At 67.4% G+C, this 23149-nt stretch carries 14 protein-coding genes; 8 read left to right on the top strand and 6 right to left on the bottom strand.

Annotated elements, in window-relative coordinates; all coding sequences use genetic code 11:
* The first annotated feature begins 149 nt into the window (after positions 1-149).
* Both AB839_RS12255 and AB839_RS12260 read left to right on the top strand, forming a co-directional pair.
* Positions 150-3494, top strand: a complete 3345-nt coding sequence (locus AB839_RS12255) for a GH92 family glycosyl hydrolase (RefSeq protein ID WP_061479573.1) — start codon at positions 150-152, stop codon at positions 3492-3494.
* On the top strand, positions 3491-4234 hold the full coding sequence (locus AB839_RS12260; RefSeq protein WP_032954509.1) for a basic secretory protein-like protein: 744 nt from the start codon (positions 3491-3493) through the stop codon (positions 4232-4234). Before AB839_RS12255 ends, AB839_RS12260 begins: the two co-directional genes overlap by 4 nt.
* Before the next feature lie 385 nt (positions 4235-4619).
* Here the strand turns inward: AB839_RS12260 and AB839_RS12265 are convergent, their stop codons facing one another.
* Entirely contained in the window at positions 4620-6911 is a 2292-nt protein-coding gene (locus AB839_RS12265) for an NADP-dependent malic enzyme (RefSeq protein WP_061479574.1), read from the bottom strand.
* Positions 6912-7141: 230 nt separating this feature from the next.
* Positions 7142-8485, bottom strand: a complete 1344-nt coding sequence (locus tag AB839_RS12270) for a dicarboxylate/amino acid:cation symporter (RefSeq protein WP_061479575.1) — start codon at positions 8483-8485, stop codon at positions 7142-7144.
* 332 nt (positions 8486-8817) lie between these two features.
* Here AB839_RS12270 and AB839_RS12275 point away from each other — a divergent pair, with 332 nt between their 5' ends.
* Positions 8818-9987, top strand: coding sequence for a porin (locus AB839_RS12275; protein WP_061479576.1), 1170 nt, complete (start codon positions 8818-8820; stop codon positions 9985-9987).
* 66 nt (positions 9988-10053) lie between these two features.
* A complete protein-coding gene (locus tag AB839_RS12280; RefSeq protein ID WP_061479577.1) occupies positions 10054-12696 on the top strand; it encodes a PAS-domain containing protein in 2643 nt (880 codons plus the stop codon).
* A gap of 329 nt (positions 12697-13025) precedes the next feature.
* On the opposite strand, the gene AB839_RS12285 is transcribed toward AB839_RS12280, so the two are convergent.
* Genes AB839_RS12285 through AB839_RS12300 form a run of 4 tightly spaced genes read right to left on the bottom strand, consistent with a single transcriptional unit; the run spans position 13026 to position 16830 of the window.
* Entirely contained in the window at positions 13026-13676 is a 651-nt protein-coding gene (locus AB839_RS12285; protein ID WP_061479578.1) for a response regulator transcription factor, read from the bottom strand.
* Between the two features lie 28 nt (positions 13677-13704).
* Entirely contained in the window at positions 13705-14760 is a 1056-nt protein-coding gene (locus AB839_RS12290; RefSeq protein ID WP_061479579.1) for an ABC transporter substrate-binding protein, read from the bottom strand.
* Positions 14757-16148 carry a sensor histidine kinase gene (locus AB839_RS12295; protein ID WP_061479580.1) on the bottom strand — a complete coding sequence of 464 codons (1392 nt, stop codon included), beginning with the start codon at positions 16146-16148 and terminating at the stop codon, positions 14757-14759. The genes AB839_RS12290 and AB839_RS12295 overlap by 4 nt, the downstream gene beginning before the upstream one ends.
* Positions 16141-16830 (bottom strand): response regulator transcription factor, encoded by a 690-nt coding sequence (locus AB839_RS12300; RefSeq protein WP_014038433.1) that lies wholly within the window; start codon positions 16828-16830, stop codon positions 16141-16143. The genes AB839_RS12295 and AB839_RS12300 overlap by 8 nt, the downstream gene beginning before the upstream one ends.
* 242 nt (positions 16831-17072) lie before the next feature.
* On the opposite strand from AB839_RS12300, the gene AB839_RS12305 reads away from it, so the two are divergent.
* The 4 genes from AB839_RS12305 (at position 17073) to AB839_RS12320 (ending at position 22881) form a co-directional block, all read left to right on the top strand.
* The gene (locus AB839_RS12305; protein WP_061479581.1) at positions 17073-18212 is read left to right on the top strand and encodes a porin; all 1140 of its coding nucleotides are present in this window, start codon (positions 17073-17075) and stop codon (positions 18210-18212) included.
* Positions 18213-18287: 75 nt separating this feature from the next.
* Entirely contained in the window at positions 18288-19616 is a 1329-nt protein-coding gene (locus AB839_RS12310; RefSeq protein ID WP_005419191.1) for a CitMHS family transporter, read from the top strand.
* A gap of 24 nt (positions 19617-19640) precedes the next feature.
* A complete protein-coding gene (gene phbB, locus AB839_RS12315) occupies positions 19641-20381 on the top strand; it encodes an acetoacetyl-CoA reductase (RefSeq protein WP_005419193.1) in 741 nt (246 codons plus the stop codon).
* 202 nt (positions 20382-20583) lie between these two features.
* A complete protein-coding gene (locus tag AB839_RS12320) occupies positions 20584-22881 on the top strand; it encodes a TonB-dependent receptor (protein WP_082783340.1) in 2298 nt (765 codons plus the stop codon).
* Positions 22882-23149 lie beyond the last annotated feature (268 nt).

A 23149-nucleotide genomic window follows, 5' to 3' on the forward strand; every position in this document is an offset into this window, starting at 1 on the left:
GACCCACCCAATCCAACCCGATCGCATGGCCCGCCCCCACCGGACCGGCATCGCCTCTTCCACTGCCAGCCTGGCGGGCGGAGCGATGCTGTCCGTGGTGTCCGCCGATGCGGGTTCGCCCGCCGCCAGCCCTTCCGGGAGACCCTTGCATGACCCTGTCCGATCCGCGCCGCGCCCTGCTTCCGCTCGCCCTGGCCCTGGCCTGTGCGACCCCTGCGATGCCGGTGCTGGCGCAGGGGCTGCAGACCTCGTTCGAACCGGGCGAACCTGTCCCGGCGCAGGCCACCGGTGCGCTTCAGGTCACGATCGGCAATGGACCGGCCGCGCCCTACGCCGCCAAGCGCAATGCCGGCTACAGCGGCCTGCATGCGCTGCGCTACAGCAGCGAAGGCGGCAGCGCGCGGCGCGAACTGTTCAAGGCCGACCTGCCCATCGAGGCCGATACCACGCTGTCGTGGCTGGTGCTGCCGGAAATCGTCGGCAAGGACACCGTCGCCTCGACCTATGTATCGCTGGACCTGCTGCTGGACGATGGCAGCCGCGTTTCGGCCGGTGCGGCACGCGACCAGCATGGCGTGGCGATCGGCGCGCGCGCGCAGGGCGAATCGAAGACGCTGTACCCGCAACAGTGGGCCCGCAAGGCGGTGCGGCTGGGCGACGTGCCCACGCTGAAGGGCCGCCGCGTGGTGGCGATCGAGCTGGAGGTGGCCAGCGCCGAGGGCGCGCCGGTCTCTGGCTGGATTGATGACGTGCGCCTGGATGCCCAACCGCGGCAGCGGCCGCAGCGCGTCTCCGACTGGGTGCTGACCACCCGCGGCACCCAGGCCAACGGCACCTTCTCGCGCGGCAACAATTTCCCGGCCACGGCGGTGCCGCACGGGTTCAACTTCTGGACCCCGGTGACCGACGCCGGCGCACTGAACTGGCTGTACCGCTGGAACGAACAGAACGATGCGCAGAACCGCCCGCAGCTGCAGGCGCTGGCACTGAGCCACCAGCCCAGCCCGTGGATGGGCGACCGCCAGACCTTCCAGGTGATGCCCTCGGCCAGCCGTGGCGTGCCGGACGCCGACCGCCGCAAGCGCGCGCTGTCGTTCGACCGCCGTCATGAAAGCGCGCGCCCCTACCGCTACGACGTGCGCTTCGACAATGGCATCGCTGCTGCCATCGCACCGACCGACCATGCCGCGCTGTTCCGCTTCGAGTTCCCCGAGGGCGGCGACGCCAACCTGCTGTTCGACAATGTCGATGCGCGTGGCGGCCTGACACTGGACACGGCCACGCAGACCCTCAGCGGCTACACCGATACGCGCAGTGGCCTGTCCAACGGCGCCAGCCGCATGTACGTGGTGGCCAGCTTCGACAAGCCGTGGCGCAGCAGCGGCCGCCTCGACACCGGCCGCCCGACCGGTTACATCAAGTTCAATGCCGGCAGCGACCGGCAGGTGACGATGCGTATCGCCACCTCGCTGATCTCGGTGGAACAGGCGCGTCACAACCTGGCGCTGGAAATCGCCGCCGCCGACACGCTGGAAAGCGTGGCCGGCCGTGCGCAGGATGCATGGGACGCGCGCCTGGCCCGCTTCGACATCGGCAATGCCAGTGACGACCAGAAGACCACCTTGTATTCCAGCCTGTACCGGCTGTACCTGTATCCCAACTCCGGCCACGAGAATGCCGGCAGCGCGGCCGCGCCTGACTGGCGCTACGCCAACCAGGCCAGCGCCAGCGACGACAACACCGAGGGCAGCGCGAACCGCAGCTTCACCGGCGTGCGCGATGGCAAGGTATTCGTCAACAACGGCTTCTGGGACACCTTCCGCACTACCTGGCCAGCCTATGCGCTGTTCACGCCCGACGATGCCGGGCAGATGGTGCAGGGTTTCATCGAGCAGTACCGTGCCGGTGGCTGGATCGCACGCTGGTCGTCGCCGGGCTACGCCGACCTGATGGTCGGTACCAGCTCGGACGTGGCATTTGCAGATGCGTGGCTGAAAGGCGTCGGTGGCTTCGATCCGGCAGAGGCCTACGCGGCCGCGCTGAAGAACGCGACCGTGGTCCCCCCCGACCGCCATGTCGGCCGCAAGGGCATGGACCGCTCGACCTTCCGTGGCTACGCCAGCGCGGACGTGCACGAAGGCATGTCGTGGACGATGGAAGGCGCACTGAATGACTTCGGCATCGCCAACATGGCCGAGGCCCTGGCCAAGCGCGCGACCACGCCGGCCGCACGCGACCGCTACAGCACCGAGGCCGACTACTTCCGCCATCGCGCCGCCAGCTACGCGACGATGTTCGATCCGGCCGCCGGCTTCTTCCAGGGCCGCAAGGCCGATGGCCAGTGGCGCGTGGACGCCAAGGCCTACGACCCGCGCGTGTGGGGCCACGACTACACCGAATCCAATGGCTGGACCTTCGCCTTCACCGCCGCCCACGATGGCGAAGGACTCGCCGCGCTCTATGGTGGCCGTGACAAGCTGGCAGCGAAGCTGGATGCCTTCTTCTCCACCCCGGAAACCGCCGACCCCGCGTTTGCCGGATCCTACGGCGGCACCATCCACGAGATGACCGAAGCGCGCGATGTGCGCATGGGCATGTACGCGCACAGCAACCAGCCGGCGCACCACATCCCATGGATGTACCTGTACGCCGGGCAGCCGTGGAAGACCCAGCAGCACGTGCGCGAGATCCTGTCGCGGCTGTATGTGGGCAGCGAGATCGGCCAGGGCTATCCGGGCGACGAGGACAACGGCGAGACCTCCGCGTGGTACGTGCTGGCCTCGCTGGGCCTGTATCCGCTGCGCATGGGCGCCCCGGAGTACGTGATCGGTTCACCGGCGTTCGAACATGCGAGGGTGGAACTGCAGGGCGGTGCGGTGCTGACCGTGAACGCGGCCAACAACTCACGCGAGAACGTCTACGTGCAGTCGCTGAAGATCAATGGCAAGCCGTGGACGAAGACCTGGGTGCCGCACGAGCTGATCGCCAAGGGCGCGACGCTGGACTTCGTGATGGGGCCGCAGCCGTCGCGCTGGGGCAGCGGCGTGGACGATGTGCCGCGCTCGCTGACCGCGCGGGGCCAGCGCCCGCAGCTGCTGCACGACCTGCTCGGCAGTGGCGCCAAGGCGACGCTGGCCGATGGTCGCGCCCTGCCAGCGCTGGTCGACGACGATGCCGCCACGACCGTCGGCCTGGGCGGCGGCGCAACCATCGCACTGACCGGCCTGGGCGACGGCGTGCCGACCATGTACACGCTCACCAGCGGTGACGGCCGCATCCAGGGCGGCGAATGGACGCTGGAAGCGCGCAGTGGCAACGGCCGCTGGATCGTGCTCGACCAGCGCAGCGGCGAAGCCTTCGAGTCTGCCCGCCAGACCCGACCGTTCCGCATCGCCAAACCCGGTCGTTACAGCGAGTATCGGCTGCGCCTGGCCGCACCGGGCCGGCTGCCGCTGGCGGAGATCGAACTGTTGGCGCCCAGCGCCGTACAATGAGCCCCATGCGCTACCGTCTGCTGCCTCTGGCCCTTGTTGCCCTTTCCTTCTCCAGCTTCGGCCAGACCCAGGCCTTTGATGCGCAGCTGACCCGCGACGGCGTGACGCTGAACTACCAGGACGCCCGTGGCGCGCTGGCCGCGCCGCAGCGCAAGCGGGTGATCGATACGTTCTACTTCGCCTACCTGCGCGAACGTGCGGACTTCCACCCGGCCGCGCCGTCGATGGTGCGCATCGTGATCGACCCGGCCTACACCGGGATCGCCTTCGTCGGTGACAAGGACCAGGCCGCAACGATCACCATCAATCCGGGTTGGCTGGCGCAGCACCCCAACGACATCGACCTGGTCACCCATGAGGCCATGCACATCGTGCAGGGCTATCCGGGCTATGGCGACGCACGGGTGCCGGGTTGGCTGGTGGAGGGCATCGCCGACTACGCACGCGACCGCTACGGCATGGACAATGCCGCTGCGGGCTGGGCACTGCCGGGCAAGGTCGAGAAGGGGCAGAACTTCGACAGCGGCTACCGTGTCACCGGTGCGTTCCTGAAATGGGCCGACGCCGAACATCCAGGCCTGGTGCTGGCACTGGACAAGGCCCTGCGCGACGGCCGCTATGCACCGGCGCTGTGGCAGAAGCACACCGGCAAGGCACTGCCGGCGCTGTGGGCGCAGTACGCCAAGCCGCGTTCCGACGCTCCGCCGCCGGCCCCTGCACGCCGCGGCAAGCGGCGCTGACGCCCACGCTGTCGCCGGCGCCTCAGCGCGACTGCACGAAACCGGCGTACAGCGCGAACAGCTGCTGGAAGTACCGCCGCGTCACTCGATTGCGCATGACACCCTCGCCCATGGAAAGTTGGTCGGGCCCAGGGTGGGAAGGCCGGTCCGGTCCCTTCCCACGGCCGGGCCGCGTGGGCATATTGGGCCGCAGCGGCGTTGCAGGGAAATGACCGCCGGACTGCAATTCATCGGGTAGCGCCGGGCCATGCCCGGCGGAATGCGAGAAGCGCCGCGCTGCGCGCTCGCCGGGCATGGCCCGGCGCTACCCGATCCGGTTTCCGCTGGGCGGAAACGAAACGCGCCCCGAAGGGCGCGTTTCTGCAGATCGCAGCGGAACGAAGGCTTACGCCTTCTTTTCCGCTTCGATCTGCTTGCGGATCTGCGCATCGACCGCCGCAATGGCGGTCATGTTCAGGATCCGGCGCGAGGTCGCGCTGGTGGTCAGGATGTGCACCGGCTTGTTCACGCCCATCAGGATCGGGCCGATCGCCACGCCGTCGGTGAACACGCGCACCAGGTTGTAGGCGATGTTGGCCGCTTCCAGGTTCGGCAGCACGAACAGGTTGGCGCGGCCCTGCAGGGTCGAGCCCGGCAGCAGCTTCTGGCGCAGCGCTTCATCCCATGCGGTGTCGCCCTGCATTTCGCCATCCACGTTCAGGCGCGGGTTGCGCTTGAGCAGCAGCTCGCGCACCTGGCGCATCTTCAGCGCATCCTTCGAATCATGGCTGCCGAAGTTGGAGTGCGACAGCAGCGCCACCTTCGGCTCGATGCCGAACAGCTTCATGCGATAGGCCGCCTGCAGGGTCGCCTCGCACAGCTGCTCGGCGGTCGGATCTTCCTGCACGTGGGTATCGACGAAGAAGAACACGCCCTGCTGGTTGATCACGCCGGTCATCGCCGAGGTCGAGGTGACCTTCGGCTCCAGCGGCAGCACGCTGCGCACGTAGCCCAGCTTCTTGTGGAAGCGGCCGACGATGCCGGTCAGCATCGCATCGGCTTCGCCACGGGCGACCATCACCGCTGCGATCAGGGTCGGGCGCGAACGCATCAGGTTCTTCGCCGCGGCCACGGTCACGCCACGACGGCCGGTCAGGCCGTGGTAGTACTGCCAGTATTCGTTGAAGCGCGGGTCGTCGTTGATGTTGGTGACTTCAACGTTCTCGCCGATCTTCAGGCGCAGGCCGAGGCGCTCGATGCGCGACTCGATCACTTCCGGGCGGCCGATCAGGATCGGATGCGCCAGGCCGTCATCGACCACGTTCTGCACCGCCTGCAGCACCACTTCCTCTTCGCCCTCGGCGTACACCACGCGCTGCTTGTCGCTGCGCGCGCGGTCGTACACCGGCTTCATCATCAGGCTGGTGCGGTAGACGAACTGGGCCAGCTTGTCGCGGTAGGCGCCCATGTCCTCGATCGGGCGCGAGGCCACGCCCGAATCCATCGCGGCCTGGGCCACGGCGGCCGACAGTTCCACCAGCAGGCGGCGGTCGAACGGACGCGGGATCAGGTATTCACGGCCGAAGCTCGGGGTCTCGCCGCCGTAGGCCGAGCCCATGTCGGTGGCTGCACGGCGTGCCAGTGCAGCGATGGCACGCACGCAGGCGATCTTCATTTCCTCGTTGATCGCGGTCGCACCCACGTCCAGCGCACCACGGAACAGATACGGGAAGCACAGCACGTTGTTGACCTGGTTCGGGTAGTCCGAACGGCCGGTGCCGATGATCGCGTCCGGACGCGCAGCGCGCGCCACCTCCGGCATGATTTCCGGGGTCGGGTTGGCCAGCGCGAAGATCACCGGATCCGGCGCCATGGTCTTGACCATGTCGGCGGTCAGGATGCCCGGTGCCGACAGGCCCAGGAAGATGTCCGCGCCGTCGACGATCTCGGCCAGGGTGCGCTTGTCGGTGTCACGCGCATAGCGCTGCTTTTCCGGGTCCAGGTCGGTACGACCGGTATGGATCACGCCCTCGCGATCGAAGGCCAGGATGTTCTCCGGCTTCAGGCCCAGCTGCACCAGCATGTTCACGCAGGAAATGCCGGCCGCGCCCATGCCCGTGGTCGCCAGCTTCACTTCCTCGATCTTCTTGCCGGTGATCGCCATCGCGTTGAGCACGGCCGCGCCGACGATGATCGCCGTGCCGTGCTGGTCGTCATGGAACACCGGGATCTTCATGCGCTCGCGCAGCTTGCGCTCGACCACGAAGCATTCCGGCGCCTTGATGTCCTCCAGGTTGATGCCGCCGAAGGTCGGTTCCAGCGAGGCGATGATGTCGACCAGCTTGTCCGGGTCGGTCTCATCCACTTCGATGTCGAACACATCGATGCCGGCGAACTTCTGGAACAGCACGCCCTTGCCTTCCATCACCGGCTTGCCGGCCAGCGCGCCGATGTTGCCCAGGCCCAGCACCGCGGTGCCGTTGGAGATCACCGCCACCAGGTTGCCGCGGGCGGTCAGCTCGCTGGCCTGCTGCGGGTCGGCCTTGATCGCTTCACAGGCGTACGCCACGCCCGGCGAATACGCCAGCGACAGGTCGCGCTGGGTCAGCATGGGCTTGGTAGCGGAAACCTTGATCTTTCCCGGCGGGGACATCCGGTGGTAATCGAGGGCGGCCTGTTTGAAATCTTCGTTGGACATCGATGTGGGTTACATGAATGGGCAGAAGGGACAGGGGATGATACCCCCGTTGGAGCGTCCGGACCTGTCGCTATCCTGTCGCAAGCATGCTGCGACCGCACAATTCCGTGCCGTATGCGACGGTACCGCGATACCAGCTTCGGCGCTGCCCATGACAGCCATGGGACGCCCTGAAACGCCGCGGGGCCGTACCACTGACGTGATCGGCCCCGCGGTACCACACACCTGGATCAGCCCTTGGCCGGCAGCGCCTCGGGCAGCGCATCGACCGGCGGCGGCAGTTCGCTCTCGCGGCCATCCAGCGCCAGCTGCAGGCGGTTGCGGTCCAGCGCGCCTTCCCAGCGCGAGACCACCACGGTGGCCACCGCATTGCCGATGAAATTGGTCAGCGAGCGGCATTCGCTCATGAAGCGGTCCACGCCCAGGATCAGCGCCATGCCAGCCACCGGCACCTCCGGCACCACGGCCAGGGTGGCGGCCAGGGTGATGAAACCGGCGCCGGTGACACCGGCCGCGCCCTTGGAGCTGAGCATGGCGACCAGCAGCAGGGCGATCTGGTGGCCCAGGGTCAGTTCGGTGTTGGTGGCCTGGGCGATGAACAGTGCCGCCAGGGTCATGTAGATGTTGGTGCCGTCCAGGTTGAACGAGTAGCCGGTCGGGACCACCAGGCCCACCACCGACTTGCTGCAGCCGGCGCGTTCCATCTTCTCCATCAGCGACGGCAGCGCCGACTCCGACGAGGAGGTGCCGAGTACCAGCAGCAGTTCGGCCTTCAGGTAGCGCGCCAGCTTGAACACCGAGAAGCCGCACAGGCGGCAGACCACACCGAGGATCACCGCCACGAACAGGAACGCGGTGAGGTAGAACGAGCCCACCAGCCAGGCCAGGTTGATCAGCGAGCCGACGCCGTACTTGCCGATGGTGAAGGCGATCGCACCGAAGGCACCGATCGGGGCGGCCTTCATCAGGATGTGCACCAGCTTGAACACCGGGGCGACCAGCGCCTCCAAGAAGTTCACGATCGGCTTGCCCTTCTCGCCCACTGATGCCAGCGCGATGCCGAACAGCACGGCCACGAACAGCACCTGCAGGATGTTGCCATCGACGAACGCGCTGATCAGTGTCTTCGGGATGATGTCCATCAGGAAGCCGACCAGGGTCAGGTCATGCGACTTCTCGACGTAGCTGTGCACTGCGGTCTGGTCCAGCTCGGCCGGGTTGATGTTCATGCCCGCGCCGGGCTGTACCACGTGCGCCACGATCATGCCGACAATCAGCGCCAGCGTGGAGAAGAACAGGAAGTACGCCATCGCCTTGGCGAACACCCGGCCCACCGTGCGCAGGTGGGTCATGCTGGCGATGCCGGTGACGATGGTGAGGAAGATCACCGGCGCGATGATCATCTTCACCAGGTTGATGAAGGCATCGCCGAGCGGCTTCATCTTCTCGCCGACCAGTGGCTCGTAATGGCCGAGGATGGCACCCAGGACGATCGCCACGATCACCTGGAAGTACAGCTGGCGATAGATCGGCAACGGCTTTGCAGGCACCGGTGCTGCGGTCGGGATGTGCATGGCGGACTCCGGAAGGGGCGTTTTCAGGCACGTACGGCCCCGGGACTGCACGGGAGCCGTTACCGTGGAAACTGATCGCAGGCCCTGTACTGCACGCACAGGGGGTGCGACCAATGGACGCCTTTGTACGCGCCAGGCACGCCGGCGCAGATAACCTATTGGTACTAGCCCCCCGGTTCAGGTGGCACAGGTGCCTACACTGGCGCCGCACCGCCCGGAAACGGGAAGGCCGGTGGCCCGGGCTGAACGGCTGGGCATGTCCCTGCGAAAGTTTCGGCCCCTGCGGCCGTTGATGTCCTGTCCACACGCAATCTGAGAGAGCCGCACCCTACATGCGCCCGAATCCCACCTTGCTGGCCCTGTCGCTGGCCGCCCTTCCCGCCTTCGCTTCGGCTGCGGATTTCGACAACTGGCCGACCAGGTACACCTTCGGCGATGGCACCGAGTTGGCCGCTACCGCCAACATCGCCTACGACTACAACGATTTTTCCTCGGCCAGCGGCCTCGAGGACGATGACGCCGTGCGCCGCAAGGAGTTCGGCGCGACGCTGAAGAAGAAGGGCGTCTACGACGCGATGGTCTACTACGACTTCCAGTCCGACACCTGGCTGGACGTGTTCGTGCGCTTCGAGAGCAAGGCCTTCTTCGGCCGCGACATCGGCCGCTTCCGCTTCGGCTACATGAAGACCCCGGTTGGCCTGGACGCGAACACGTCTTCGCGCGCCGGCAGCTTCCTGGAAACCGCACTGCCCGTGCAGGCCTTCTACGCCGGCCGCCGCACGGGTGTGGAATGGGTGCTGGAGCGCCCGCAGTACCTGCTGCAGGCAGGCGCCTATGGCGGCAAGGACCTGCAGGGCGACAACCCCGGAACCACCCAGGCGGTGCGTGCGGTGTGGACGCCGGTGAAGGCACCGGGTGACGTGATCCACCTGGGCCTGGCCTACTCGCAGGAGAACCCACGCGGCTACAGCGATGGCCGCGACGTGCACCACGAGGCCAGCGCCCGCCTGCGCGCGCGCCCGGAAGCCGGCCTGACCGACATCCGCTACGTCGATTCCGGCGCGCTGGTCACCGCCGACCAGATCCGCCGCACCGGCCTGGAAGGCATCTGGATCCGCGGCCCGTTCTCGCTGCAGGCCGAAGCGCTGCGTGCCACGGTCACCCGCCATGACGGCAAGCCCGACTTCACCGGCAGCGGCCAGTACGCGATGGCCAGCTGGGTGCTGACCGGCGAATCGCGGCCGTACAACGCCGGCGCGGTGGCCAACATCAAGCCGGCGCACAACTACGGTGCGGTCGAACTGGTGGCGCGTTACAGCCGCCTGGACCTCGACGATGGTGACATCCTGGGTGGCCGCCAGCACGACCTGACGTTGGGTGCGAACTGGTACCTGACCAGCCACTTCAAGTTCCAGGCCAACTACGTGAAGGTCGACGCCAGCCGTCGTGGCGTGCACAGCACGCCGGAGATCTTCGAACTGCGCGCGCAGATGCACTTCTGACCCCTTCCACGTCAGACCCCGGCGGGCGTGCACGCCATGCCCGCCGGCCCTGCGTAGACTGCCGCCATGTATTGGCTCAGCCGCCACCGGATGCTGTTGCTGACCATCCTGGTGATGGTCGGTGGCACCGTGCTGTGCGCGGTCGCCGCTGGCCATTACGCCTGGCGGCGCGCGCTCGGCGACGAAAGCAGCCAGGTGCAACGCCAGCTGCAACTGTATGGCCAGGGCCTGCAACAGCGCATCGACCGCTTCGGCACCTTGCCGCAGGTCATGGCGCTGGATCCGGATCTGCTGCACGCACTGCGTGTGCCGCCCTCGCCCGGCGAACGGCAGCGACTGAACCTCAAGCTGCAACGTGCCAATGAAGTCACCCGGGCCTCGACCCTGACCCTGGTCGGCCACGATGGTGTGGCGGTGGCGGCCAGCAACTGGGACCAACCGACCAGCAACGTCGGCGAGAACTACAGCTACCGCCCCTACTACCGCCAGGCGCTGGCGCAGGGCTGTGGTCGCTTCTACGGCATCGGCATGACCACCGGCGTGCCCGGCTATTACCTTTCGCAGGCCATCGAGGATGACGGCAAGCGGCTCGGCGTGGTGGTGATCAAGGTCGAGCTGTCCGCGCTGGAACAGGAATGGTTGAGCAGCCCGGACGTGGTGCTGGCCAGCGACGACCATGACGTCGTGTTCCTGGCCAACCGGGACAGCTGGCGCTACCGGCTGCTGCGTCCGCTGCGTGCCGGTGAGCGCCGCGAAATGCTCGATGCCCGTCAGTACGCCGACCGTGCCCTGCAGCCCTTGCGTGCACGTACCGAAGACGTGCTGTCCGATGGCGGCCGCATGGTGCGGCTGCTGGATCCTGCGCTGCCGCAGCCGATGCTGTGGCAAAGCCTGGCGCTGCCCGCCGAAGGCTGGAACCTGCACCTGCTGCACGACGCCGGCGCCGCTACTGCAGCAGGTCGCGCGGCCGCCCTGACCGGCGGTGCCGCGTGGCTGGCCTTGGGCTTCCTGGTGCTGTTCGTGCAGCAGCGCAGGCGCCTGGCCAAGCATCGCCTGCGCAGCCGCCGCGAACTGGAAACCCTGCTCAAGCAGCACGCACAGGAGCTGCGCACCGCACAGGATGGCCTGCTGCAGGCCGCCACCGACGCCGACAGTGGTCTCAGCCGCAGCCTCGAACACCTGCCGCAGGGTGTGGTGGTGATCGACCGCGACCTGCGCCTGGTCGCGTGGAATTCGCGCTATCTGGAACTGTTCCGGTTCCCGGCAGACCTGGTGCGCGTGGGCCGGCCGATCGAGGAACTGTTCCGTTTCAATGCCCGTCGTGGCCTGCTCGGTCCCGGCCCGGTGGACGAGGCCATCGAGCGCCGCCTGAACCACCTGCGCAGTGGCCGCCCGCACATGCGCGAGAGCGAAAAGGACGACGGCACGGTGCTGGAGATCCGCGGCAATCCGCTGCCCGACGGCGGCTTCGTCACCAGCTATGCGGACATCACCAGCTACAAGAACGCTGCGCGCGAACTACGCTCGCTGGCCGATGCGCTGGAACACCGCATCGCCGAACGCACCCGCGACCTGGACGAGGCGCGGCGCGAGGCCGAGCAGGCCAACCGCTACAAGACCCGCTTCGTCGCCTCGGCGGTGCACGACCTGCTGCAGCCGCTCAACGCTGCGCGCATGTTCGTCTCAGTGCTGCGCGGCAAGCTGGGCGACCCGGCGCAGCAGCAGACTGCCGATCATATCGATGCCGCGCTGGCGGCGCAGGACGCGATCCTCAACAGCCTGCTGGATATCGCGCGGCTGGAATCAGGCAGCCTGCCCACCCGCGTACAGGCGTTCCGGCTGGGCCCCCTGCTGCAGACGCTGGCGCGCGAGTTCGGCATCGCCGCGCAGTCACGCGGGCTGGTGGTGGACTGGGTCGATACCCATGCCGTGGTGGTCAGCGATGAAGCGCTGCTGCGCCGCATCCTGCAGAATTTCCTGTCCAATGCACTGCGCTACAGCGAGCGCGGCCGCGTGCTGCTTGGCTGCCGCCGCCGTGAAGGACTGCTGTGGATCGAAGTGCACGACCAGGGCCCGGGTATTCCCGACGCGTTGCAGGGCGAGATCTTCGAGGAGTTCCGTCGCCTGCACGACGGCCAGCAGCGCGGCGCCGGCCTTGGCCTGGCCATTGTCGACCGCATCGGCCGCCTCCTCGGCCATCCGATCCGGCTGCGCTCGCAGCTGGGCCGGGGCAGCGTGTTCGCGGTAGGCGTACCGTTCGGCGAAGCCAGCGCGATTCCGGCCACCGCGCCTGCGCCGGTACTGGCGCAGGAACCGGGCGCGGACAACCCGCTGCGTGGGCGTCGGGTGTGGGTGATCGACGACGATCCGCACGTGTGTGCGGCCAGCCGTGCGCTGCTGGAGCGCTGGGGCTGCGAGGTGGCGCTGGCCGATGGGCCACAGGCGGCGCTGCAGTTGGCCAGTGCCGAGACGGTTCCGGAGCTGGTGCTGCTGGATGTGCGCATGGGTGATCACCACGGGCCGGTGCTGTACGAGACGCTGGCGGAGTTGTGGCAGGCACGCCCGCCGGTGGTGCTGGTCACTGCAGAGCGCGATGCGGGATTGCGTGAGATGGCCGCCGAGCGCGGCTGGGGAATGATGGCCAAGCCGGTAAAGCCGCCTGCGCTGCGGGCGCTGATGAGTCAGTTGTTGATCCGGCATCGCGGGTAGTTTCCAGCCAACGGCGCAGCCCATCTACCCGGCCACGGACACGTGCCGTGCGCGTCCACCCGCGGAGAAGAAAATAAGTTCAAAAGCGAGTCGCGCGCTGCGCTTGCTCGTGTAGATGCTCGTGTAGAGCCGAGCCCATGCTCGGCTTCACCGACCGGCCAGAAAGCAGCCGAGCGTGGGCTCGGCTCTACAAAAAGCGGCCTGCCAGGCTGCCTTTGCTTTTGATCCTCTTTTCTCTTCCGTGGGTGGACGCGCACGGAACCTGCCCGGCCTCCCCCATGAACTGCTCTACGTGTCCACCCACGAGGGGCTATGCCGTTGGCTGGAAACTACAGCCCGATGCCGGCGTCGCCTTCAGGCTCCAGCGCCTTCACCAGCACCGCGGCCTGGGTGCGGCTATGGCACTCGAGTTTTTTCAGGATGGCGGTGACATGCACCTTCACCGTGTTCTCAGCCAGCCCCAGCGTGTAGGCGATCTGCTTGTTGAGCAGGCCATCGGCCAGGCAGAGCAGCACGCGGAACTGCTGCGGGGTCAGCTGGGCCAGGCGGCTGGCCAGCAGCGCATCGGCCTCCGAGCGCTCGGCGGCCATCGCCGGGAACCACAGGCCGCCGTCGAGCACCGTCTGCACGGCCTCGCCGATGGTCTCGGCCGGGGCCGACTTCGGGATGAAACCAGCCGCGCCGAACTGCTGGGCACGGCGGATCACCCGCGGATGGTCGTTGGACGAGAGGATCACCACCGGAATGTCCGGATGCGAGCCGCGCACGTGCAGCAGCGCGGAAAAACCGTGTGCGCCGGGCATGGTCAGGTCGAGCAGCACCAGGTCCACATCGGGATGCGCGTCGAGTGCCTCGGCCAGCGCCTCGGCGCTCGCAACCTCGCGCACCTGTGCCAGCGGCAGGCTCTGCCGCAAGGACTGCACCACCGCCGAACGCAGCAGCGGGTGGTCATCGGCGATCAGGATGGTGTATTCGCTCATACCGCCATTGTACGGGCAGGTCGCCGCCTCAGCGCCCGGCCGGCTCGACGCTGCTGCGCCAGGCATCGAGGAACTGGCGACGCTTGAGCGCGTCCAGGTACACCAGCAGGCCCGGGCCGAGCTGGATCGGACGGCGGCTGCGGCCGGGCGCATCGTCACCCCGTGCGTTGCCGGTCACGATCGGCATCAGCCGCGCTTCGCGCGACAGCACCTGCTGGCCACGCGGCGACAGCAGGTAATCGAGGAAGCGCCGCGCTTCTTCCGGATGCGGGCCGGTGCGCGGGATCACCGCGGTACGCAGTACCACCAGCGTGTAGTCCTCGGGCTCGACGATGGCCAGCGGCGCGCCGGCATCGACACGTGCCTGCGCGTAGGAGCCGAGCACGTTGTAGACCAGCGACAGCTGGCCACTGGCCACCTGGTCCAGCAGCACGCCAGTACGCTCCTCGCGCACCACGTCGTTGTCGCCGAGCGCGCCCAGCAGCGCGCCGGCAATGCTGCCGCGCTGCGCGTCCTGGGTCGCCAGCAGGTAGCCGACACTGCTGCGCTCGATGTCATAGGTGCCGACCTTGCCGCGCAGCGGTGCACCTTCAGCACGCAGCCGGTCCAGCAGCTGGCGGCGCGTGTGCGGCACCTTCGCTGCCGGCAGTGCGCGGGTGTTGTAGACCATCACCACCGGCTCGTAGCTGATGCCGAATGCCTCGTTGCGCCATTGCGCCCACGCCGGCAGCGCCGCGGTCTGCGCCGAGCGGTGCGGCAGCGCATGGCCATCGTTGACCAGCTTGGTCTGCAGGTCCATGCCGCTGGAGATCAGCAGGTCCGGTGATGCCGGCCCGCCACGGTCGTGCAGATAACGCGCGTACAGGTCCTGGGTGATGATGTCCTCGTACACCACTTCGGTGCCGGGGTGAAGGCGCTGGTAGTCGGCGATGACCACCGCGAACACTTCGATGTCGGTGGTGCCGTGGATGCGCAGCTGCGCGGTGGCCGCTCCCTGTGCGGGAAAACGGCGCACATCGCCGGGCGCGGCCAACACCGGCAGGGCCAGCAGCAGCGCAACACTCGTCGCGAACAAGCGGATCATGGACTGCTCCGGGGCAGGCGGATGGTGGCGACCAGCCCGCCCTGCGGGCGGTTGCTCAGGTCAATGCGGCCGCCATGGCTGTCGACCACGCGCTTGACGATGGCCAGGCCCAGCCCGGCACCGCCGGATGGCGCGCCTTCGCCACGGGCGAAACGCTCGAATACGCGCTCGGCATCGGCCGGGGCGATGCCTGCGCCGTGGTCGGCGATGGTCAGCACGGCCTGCTCGCCTTCCACGGTAAGGGCAATCTGCAAGTCGCCGTCACCGCCGTACTTCAGTGCGTTGTCGACCAGGTTCTTGATCGCCTCGCGCAGCAGCAGCGCATCGCCGTGCACCAGTGCCGGTTCGGCGGTCATCGCCAACTGCACGCGCGGCGCCGGACCGGCCTGCGGCAGCGCTTCATGCAAGGCCTGGTGCACGGTCTCGGCCAGGTCCACCGCTGCAAAGCGCTGCAGATGTGAACGATGGATCACGCTGGCATCGCTGAGCAGCTGGTTCAGCAGCCGGCTCATATGGGTGGCGTTGCGCTCGATCGCCTGCAGGCTGCGCCGCATGTCCTCCGGATCGTCATCATCCAGCGCCAGCTGTGCCTGTGCGCGCAATGCAGCCAGCGGCGTGCGCATCTGGTGCGCAGCCTCGGCCATGAACGCGCGCAGTGTCTCGTTGCTGCTGGACAGGCGTTCCATGAAGCGGTTCAGCGCCGCCACCATCTGGTCCATCTCGCGCGGAACGCGGGCATCCAGCGGCTTCAGGTCGGACGGCTCCCGTCGCGACAGCTCGCGCTCCACCCGCACCAGCGGCCGGAATGCGCGATGCACGCCGAACGCCACCAGTGCCAGCAGCAGCCCGGACAGCACGCCGATCGCCAGCAACGCGCGATTGACCATGTCCTGCGCGACCGCTTCACGCGCAAGCCGGGTCTGGCCGACCTGGACCTGCACCTCGCCCTGCGCCGAGGCGGCGGCGAAGCTGCGGCTGACCACCACGAAGCGCACGGTTTCGCCGCTGTAGGTGGCATCGAACAGCTGCGGCTGGGTACCTGGCCGGCGCGGCGGTGCCGGCAGGTCGCCATAGCCGGTGATCAGGTTGCCGCGGTTGTCGGCCACCCTGTAGAACACGCGGTCTTCCGGTGCCATCGCCAGCAGGTCCAACGCCGCATACGGCAGATCGACCTGCCACTGGCCATCGACCAGGGCCACCGAATCGGCAATGGACAACGCCGAGGACACCAGCAGGTGATCGTAGGATCGATTGGCGGCGCGCTGGCCGTAATCGCGCGCGGCGAACAGCAGGGCCACTGCGAACACCGCCAGCAGCACGCCGAGGTAGAGCAGCAGCGTGCGCCGCAGCGAGCCCGGCGCGGCCGTTGCAGCGCGCATGTCAGCCATCGGCGTCGGCACTGGCGTCGCTGGCTTCCAGCAGATAGCCGACACCGCGCACCGTGGTGATGCGCAGCGGTGCGCCGGCCAGCTTCTTTCTCAGGCGGCCAACATACAACTCGATGGCATTCGGGCCCGCTTCGTCATCGAAACCGAACAGGCCGTTGCCGATCTCATCCTTGCCGACCACTTGGCCGAGGCGCCCGACCAGGATCTCCAGCAGGCGGTACTCGCGGTTGGGCAGTTCGATCGGTTCGCCGTCGAGGCTGACCCGGTGCGCAGCGTTGTCGAACTGGAAGCCGCCGATCTGCACCACTTCGCTGGCCTGGCCACGCGCACGCCGCAGCAGCACGCGGCAGCGCGCTTCGAACTCGCGGAAATCGAATGGCTTGCCCAGGTAATCGTCGGCACCGACATCCAGCGCCTGCACGCGATCCTCGATGCCATCGCGCGCGGTCAGCATCAGCACCGGCGTGCTGTCACCGCGCTCGCGCATGCCGGCCAGCACGCGCAGGCCATCGAGCTTGGGCAGGCCGATGTCCAGCACCACCAGGTCGAAGCTCTGGTAGCGCAGCACGCTGGCGGCGGCCAGGCCATCAGCCTGCCAGTCCACAGCGTGCCCGCTGCGGCGCATCCGGCGAATGATCGCATCGGCCAGATCCGGGTTGTCTTCGACCAGCAGCAGGCGCATGGGCACACGGGTGGGAGGGGAACCGAATGCTACCGCATGCCGCCGCCGCGCTTGCCGGGTGTGGCCCAGCGAGCGCAGCGGCCGGATTTACGCTGCACCGCACAAACCGCTGACAGGACGATGACAGCTTGCCCGACCCAGACTGCGGCCGCGCACCGTCCGGTGCCCACGATTGCCGCGCGCCTGGCGCGCACCTGGGAGGGTTTGTGGAATTCACGTTTGCCTGGCGGCGTCCTGCCGCCATGATGGCGCTGGCTGCCCTGTCGGCGCCGGCCTTCGCTGCCGAAGACGACCGCCCGGTCACCGCCACCCTCGGTGGCCGCCTGCACCTGGACTTCGCCACCTTCGACAACGACGACCGCGGCACCCCGAACAAGGACGACACCGAGATCCGTCGTGCCTGGCTGGACGTGTCCGGCAGGTTCTTCGTGGTCGACTACAAGCTGGAAGCCGATTTCTCCGGCGACCGCGTCGAGGCCAAGGACGTGTACCTGACGCGCAGCTTCGGCAAGGCCGGCAAGCTCACCGTCGGCCAGTTCAAGCAGTACTTCTCGCTGGATGACCGCACCAGTTCCAACTACGGCAGCTTCCTGGAGCGCGGCAACGCCGGCACCACGCTGGCGCCGCTGTACCGCCTGGGCGCTTCGTGGCAGGCCAACCCGGGTGACTTCACCTGGGCCGCCAGCATCTACAGCCTGGAAAGCATCGACGCCTGGCAGGTGAAGGGGCGTGCCGCCGGTGGCCGTGTCACCTGGGCGCCCTCGCCCGCCGATGGCGACGTGCTGCACCTGGGCCTGTCGCTGGCCCGCGAGGCCTATGACAACCCCGGCGCGAACGGCGTTCCGGGCCTGAAGATCCGACCACGCCCGGCCGGCCACCTGTCCGATGAAAGCCGCCTGACCCTTGTCGACTTCTCCGCCGGCCGCGATACCGACGTCAACAAGTGGTCGCTGGAATACGCGCAGGTGCGCGGCCCGTTGTCGTGGCAGGGCGAGTTCAGTGGCGCCACCTTCGATGACGGTGCGCAGCGCGGCGACGTGATGGCGGCCTACGGCATGCTCAGCTGGTTCGTCACCGGCGAAAGCCGTGCCTACGACCGCAAGACCGGCCGCTTCGCACGGGTCAAGGACATCCGCCACAAGGCCGGTGCCTTCGAAGTAGCGCTGCGCTACGACCAGATGTGGGGTGCGCAGCATCTCGATGGTGCGCCGGACCTGTGCCGTGGCAGCACCGAAGCCTGGACGCTGGGTGGCAACTGGTACCTGCGCGACAACCTGCGCTTCATGCTCAACGTGATCGAAAGCCGCAACCGCGACCGCCTGGCCGGGGTGACGGTGGACCGCACGCGCGCGGTCACCGGACGCCTGCAGTACGACTTCTAAGCCCGAATTCCCGGGTATGCCGCCCGGGCCCCTTCCACTCCCCCACGTCCTGTATTCGCAAGGAGTCCGCAGATGATGCTGAGCATCCTCGGCTTTGGCATGGTCATTACGTTCATGTACTTGATCATGAGCAAACGCCTGTCGCCGCTCGTCGCCCTGATCACCATCCCCATCCTGTTCGCGCTGATCGGCGGCTTCGGTGCCGGCATCGACGAGATGATGCTGGAGGGCATCAAGAAGATCGCGCCGACCGGCGTGATGCTGATGTTCGCCATCCTCTACTTCGGGGTGATGATCGACGCCGGCCTGTTCGATCCGCTGGTACGGGTGATCCTGCGCTTCGTCAAGGGCGATCCGATGAAGATCGTGCTCGGCACCGCGGTGCTGGCGATGCTGATCTCGCTCGATGGCGACGGTTCGACCACCTACATGATCACCGTCTCGGCGATGCTGCCGCTGTACCAGCGCCTCGGCATGAACGCGCTGAACATGACCTGCGTGACCATCCTGGCCGGCGGCGTGATGAACCTGACCCCGTGGGGCGGCCCGACCGCACGCGCGGCCACCGCGCTGCACGTGGACCCGGCCGATGTGTTCGTGCCGCTGATCCCGTCGATGGTGATCGCCTGTGCCGGCGTGCTGCTGCTGGCCTGGTACCTGGGCCTGAAGGAACGCCGTCGCCTTGGCGTGGTGACCCTGCCCAAGGGCGGCAGCTGGATGGACAACAGCGTGTCCGATGACAGCAACCCGCTGCCGACCGTGGAAGACGCCGAGGACATCAAGCGTCCGAAGCTGCTGTGGGTCAACCTGGCCCTGACCGTGGCGCTGATGACCGCGCTGATCATCGGCGTGCTGCCGATGCCGGTGCTGTTCATGGTCGGCTTCGCCATCGCCCTGGTGATCAACTACCCGAACCTGGCCGAACAGCGCCGCCGCGTGGTCAACCACGCCGGCAACGTGCTGTCGGTGGTGTCGCTGATCTTCGCCGCGGGCATCTTCACCGGCATCCTCAACAACACCGGCATGGTCGAGGCGATGTCGCACAGCTTCCTGGCGGTGATTCCGGAGTCGTGGGGCCCGTACCTGGCGGTGATCACCGCCGTGGCATCGATGCCGTTCACCTTCTTCATGTCCAACGACGCGTTCTACTTCGGCGTGCTGCCGATCCTGTCGGAGGCGGCCGGCAACTACGGCATCACCCCGGTGGAGATGGCGCGCGCCTCGCTGGCCGGCCAGCCGGTGCACCTGCTCAGCCCGCTGGTGCCGTCCACCTACCTGCTGGTGGGCCTGGCCAAGGTCGAATTCGCCGACCACCAGAAGTTCACCCTGAAGTGGGCCATCGCCATCTCGATGCTGCTGATGATCGGCAGCCTGCTGTTCGGCCTGTATCCCCTCGCCGCCTGACCCTTTGCCAAGGAGCCTTCTGCAATGACGCTTCGAATCGCTTACGTCACCAGTGGAATGGGCAGTGTCGGCACTGCCATCTGCCAGAGCCTGGCCCGCAGCGGCCACACCGTGGTCGCCGGCTGCGCGCCCAACTCGCCGCGCAAGGCCAACTGGCTGCGCGAGCAGCGCGAACAGGGCTTCGACTTCATCGCCTCCGAAGGCAACGCCACCGACTGGGCCTCGACCAGCGCCGCGTTCGCCAAGGTCCGTGCAGAAGTCGGTGAAGTGGACGTGCTGGTCAACAACTCCGGCGGCAGCCGCGACCTTCTTTTCCGGCAGATGACGGTGGAAGACTGGAACGCGGTGATCGCCTCCAACCTCAATGCGCTGTTCAACCTGACCAAGCAGGTGGTCGATGGCATGGCCACGCGCGGCTGGGGCCGCATCATCAACATCGGTTCGGTCAGCGCCCACAAGGGCCAGATCGGCCAGGTGAACTACGCCACCGCCAAGGCCGCGATGCACGGTTTCAGCCGTGCACTGGCCGCCGAAGTGGCCTCGCGCGGGGTCACCGTCAACACGCTGTCGCCAGGCTACATCGCCAGCCAGGCGATCAGCAGCTTCCCGCCGGATGTACTGGATCGGCTGGCCGCCTCGGTGCCGGTGCGCCGGCTGGGTCGGCCCGAGGAAGTGGCCGGCCTGTGCGCGTGGCTGGCCTCGGATGAAGCCTCGTACGTGACCGGTGCCGACTATCCGGTCAACGGTGGCCTGTACATGGGTTGAGCCCTCCCCCACGGAGTGCGCGGGGCCGGTGAATCTTCGTTCGCGAGGGGGATCCGGCCCCTTTTTCTATCGGGTTGCAGGACACGCACGGGGGCCTGCGTCGTTCGTTGGTTTCTCGTAAAGAAGGTTTCATGTTCCGTTCGCATAGTGGCCATGCACCGCGCACCCGTGCCGGTGACCACCCCCCATGCAACGGACCATCATGCAGACCCGACACCTGACGATCGCCGTGGCGATCGCGCTCTTCGCCGCCGCCAGCGCACATGCCGCCACCACCGCCGATACCGGCACCAGCACCGAAGCCGCGCTGAGCGCGCAGACGCTGGATACCGTCTCCGTGATCGGCCAGGGCGAGACCCGCCAGGTACAGCGCATCACCGCCGTCGACAAGCAGGTGCTGCCGCCGGGCTCCAGTGGCCAGAAGATCCTCGACCGCCTGCCGGGCGTGTCGGTGCAGTCCAACGACGCCTTCGGCGCCAACGAAGAATCGCAGACCATCAGCCTGCGCGGCTTCGACAAGAGCCGCCTCGGCTACACGCTTGATGGCATTCCGCTGGGTGACAACAGCTACGGCAACTACAACGGCCTGAGCATTGCCCGCGCGATCATCGCCGAGAACCTGGCCGGCGCAGAGTTGTCGCAGGGCATCGGCTCGCTGGGCGTGGCTTCGACCAGCAACCTAGGCGGCACCATCCAGTACTTCTCGATGGACCCGTCCACCGAATTCGGTGGCCGCGCCAGCGTCACCGTGGGTGACAACAACCAGCGTCGCGGCTACCTGCGCGTGGATACCGGCGACCTCAACGGCTTCTCGGCCTATGTGTCCGGCGTGCACCAGGACCAGGACATGTGGGCGGCGCCGTACCAGAACCAGACCACCCGCCAGTTCAACGCCAAGGCCGTGTGGAATGTCGGCGACCACCGTTTCGGTGCGTTCGTGGCGACCTCGCGCGCCAGCCAGGCCAACTACGCCTACCTGTCCAAGGACATGCTGGCCCGCGGCCTGGGCTATGACTGGAACATCTACGCGCCGGACTGGGATCGCGCCGTCGCCGCCGCGTACTGCGCGCCGGGCACCTACAACAAGGCGCGCTGCAGGTTCAGCGGCGGCGTCAACAGCATCGACGATGCGTACTACCAGAGCCGTGCACTGCGCGACGACAACCTGTATTCGGTCGATGCCGACCTGCGCCTGGGCGAGCAGGGTCGCCTGAAGCTGCTGGCCTACCACCACGACAACCGTGGCCAGGGCCACTGGTGGGCACCGGGCCAGCCGTCCTACCCGGGCACCGACAGGATGCTGCCGATTTCGATCCGCAGCACCAACTACACGATCAACCGCGATGGTCTGACCGCCGCGCTGTCGTGGACGGTGGGCATCCACGAACTGGAAGCCGGCCTGTGGTACGAGCAGAACGACCACAACGTCTCGCGCAACTTCTACTACATCAGTGGCCCGTTCCTGGACGACCTGTACCTGAAGAACCCGGACCGCCTGCTGTTCAACCAGGACTTCGACATCCGCACGCGCCAGTTCTACGTGCAGGACCGCATGCGCTTCCTGGACCAGCGCCTGACCGTGGACGTGGGCATCAAGAGCCCGAACACCCGCATGCGCGCCACCGCCCAGCCGGGCGTGGAAACCAGCATCGCTTCGGGCACGCTGACCGCCAAGAAGTCGGTGCTGCCGCAGGTGGGCCTGGGTTTCAAGCTCAACGCCAACAATGAACTGTTTGCCTCGTACGCCGAGAACATCGCCGCCTTTGTCGGTGGCGGCAGCGGTGGCCCGCTGCAGGTGTCGCCGGAATCGTTCGCGGCCAGCGCCGGGCTGGAACCGGAGAAGTCCAAGAGCCTGGAAGCCGGCTTCCGTACCTTCGGCGAGAAGTACCAGGCCTCGATCGCCGCCTACAACGTGAAATTCGACAACCGCCTGCTGTCGCTGAACCCGTGCTCGAGCATCGAAGTCGGCACGCGTCCGGAGTGCGTGACGCGCTTCATCAACGTCGGTTCGGTAAAGAGCCACGGCGCGGAACTGACCTTCATCCTCAAGCCGATCGACGGCCTGCAGTGGTACAACGCGCTGTCCTGGAACAAGACCACCTACGAGGATGACTACACCTCGGGCGGCGCGATCGTGCCGGTGGCCGGCAAGATCACGGTGGATACGCCGCAGCGCATGGCCTCCAGCGAGATCAGCTGGAACCGCGATGGCTTCTTCGCCAGCCTGCGTGCCAAGTACACCGGCAAGCGCTACTACACCTACACCAACGACCAGTCGGTGCCGGGCGTGACCACCTTCGACGCCGGTGCAGGCTACGACTTCGGCCCGGGCCTGGGCCTGCGCAACGTTCGGGTGTCGTTGAATGCGACCAACCTGACCAACAAGCGCTACGCCGGCCAGCTGAGCTCGTTCGCACCGACCGATCCGAAGGGCACGCGCTATGCGATCCATGCGAGCGCACCGCGGCAGCTGTTCATGACGGTGGCGGCGGAGTTCTAAATCGAAAGCGTTGCTCCGTGGCGTCTTGATTATCATCGCGGGGCAGAGCCGGATGGGCCGGCGCAGGACACGCCGTAAACCCATCCATGGGGGCTCGATGGCGCCATCCATGGCGCCAACGGTCCTGCGCCGGCCCATCCGACCCTGCTCGACGGCTTCCCGCGCCACGGTGCGGAAGGCAAAGAAGAGCAAAAGCAAAGAGCCGGGCATTGCCCGGCTCTTTGCTTTTCAAGCGCAATCCCTTCGGCGCGGTGATGTGCTGCCGCCC

The sequence above is a fragment of the Stenotrophomonas sp. DDT-1 genome (assembly GCF_001580555.1).
Lineage (GTDB): Bacteria > Pseudomonadota > Gammaproteobacteria > Xanthomonadales > Xanthomonadaceae > Stenotrophomonas > Stenotrophomonas sepilia.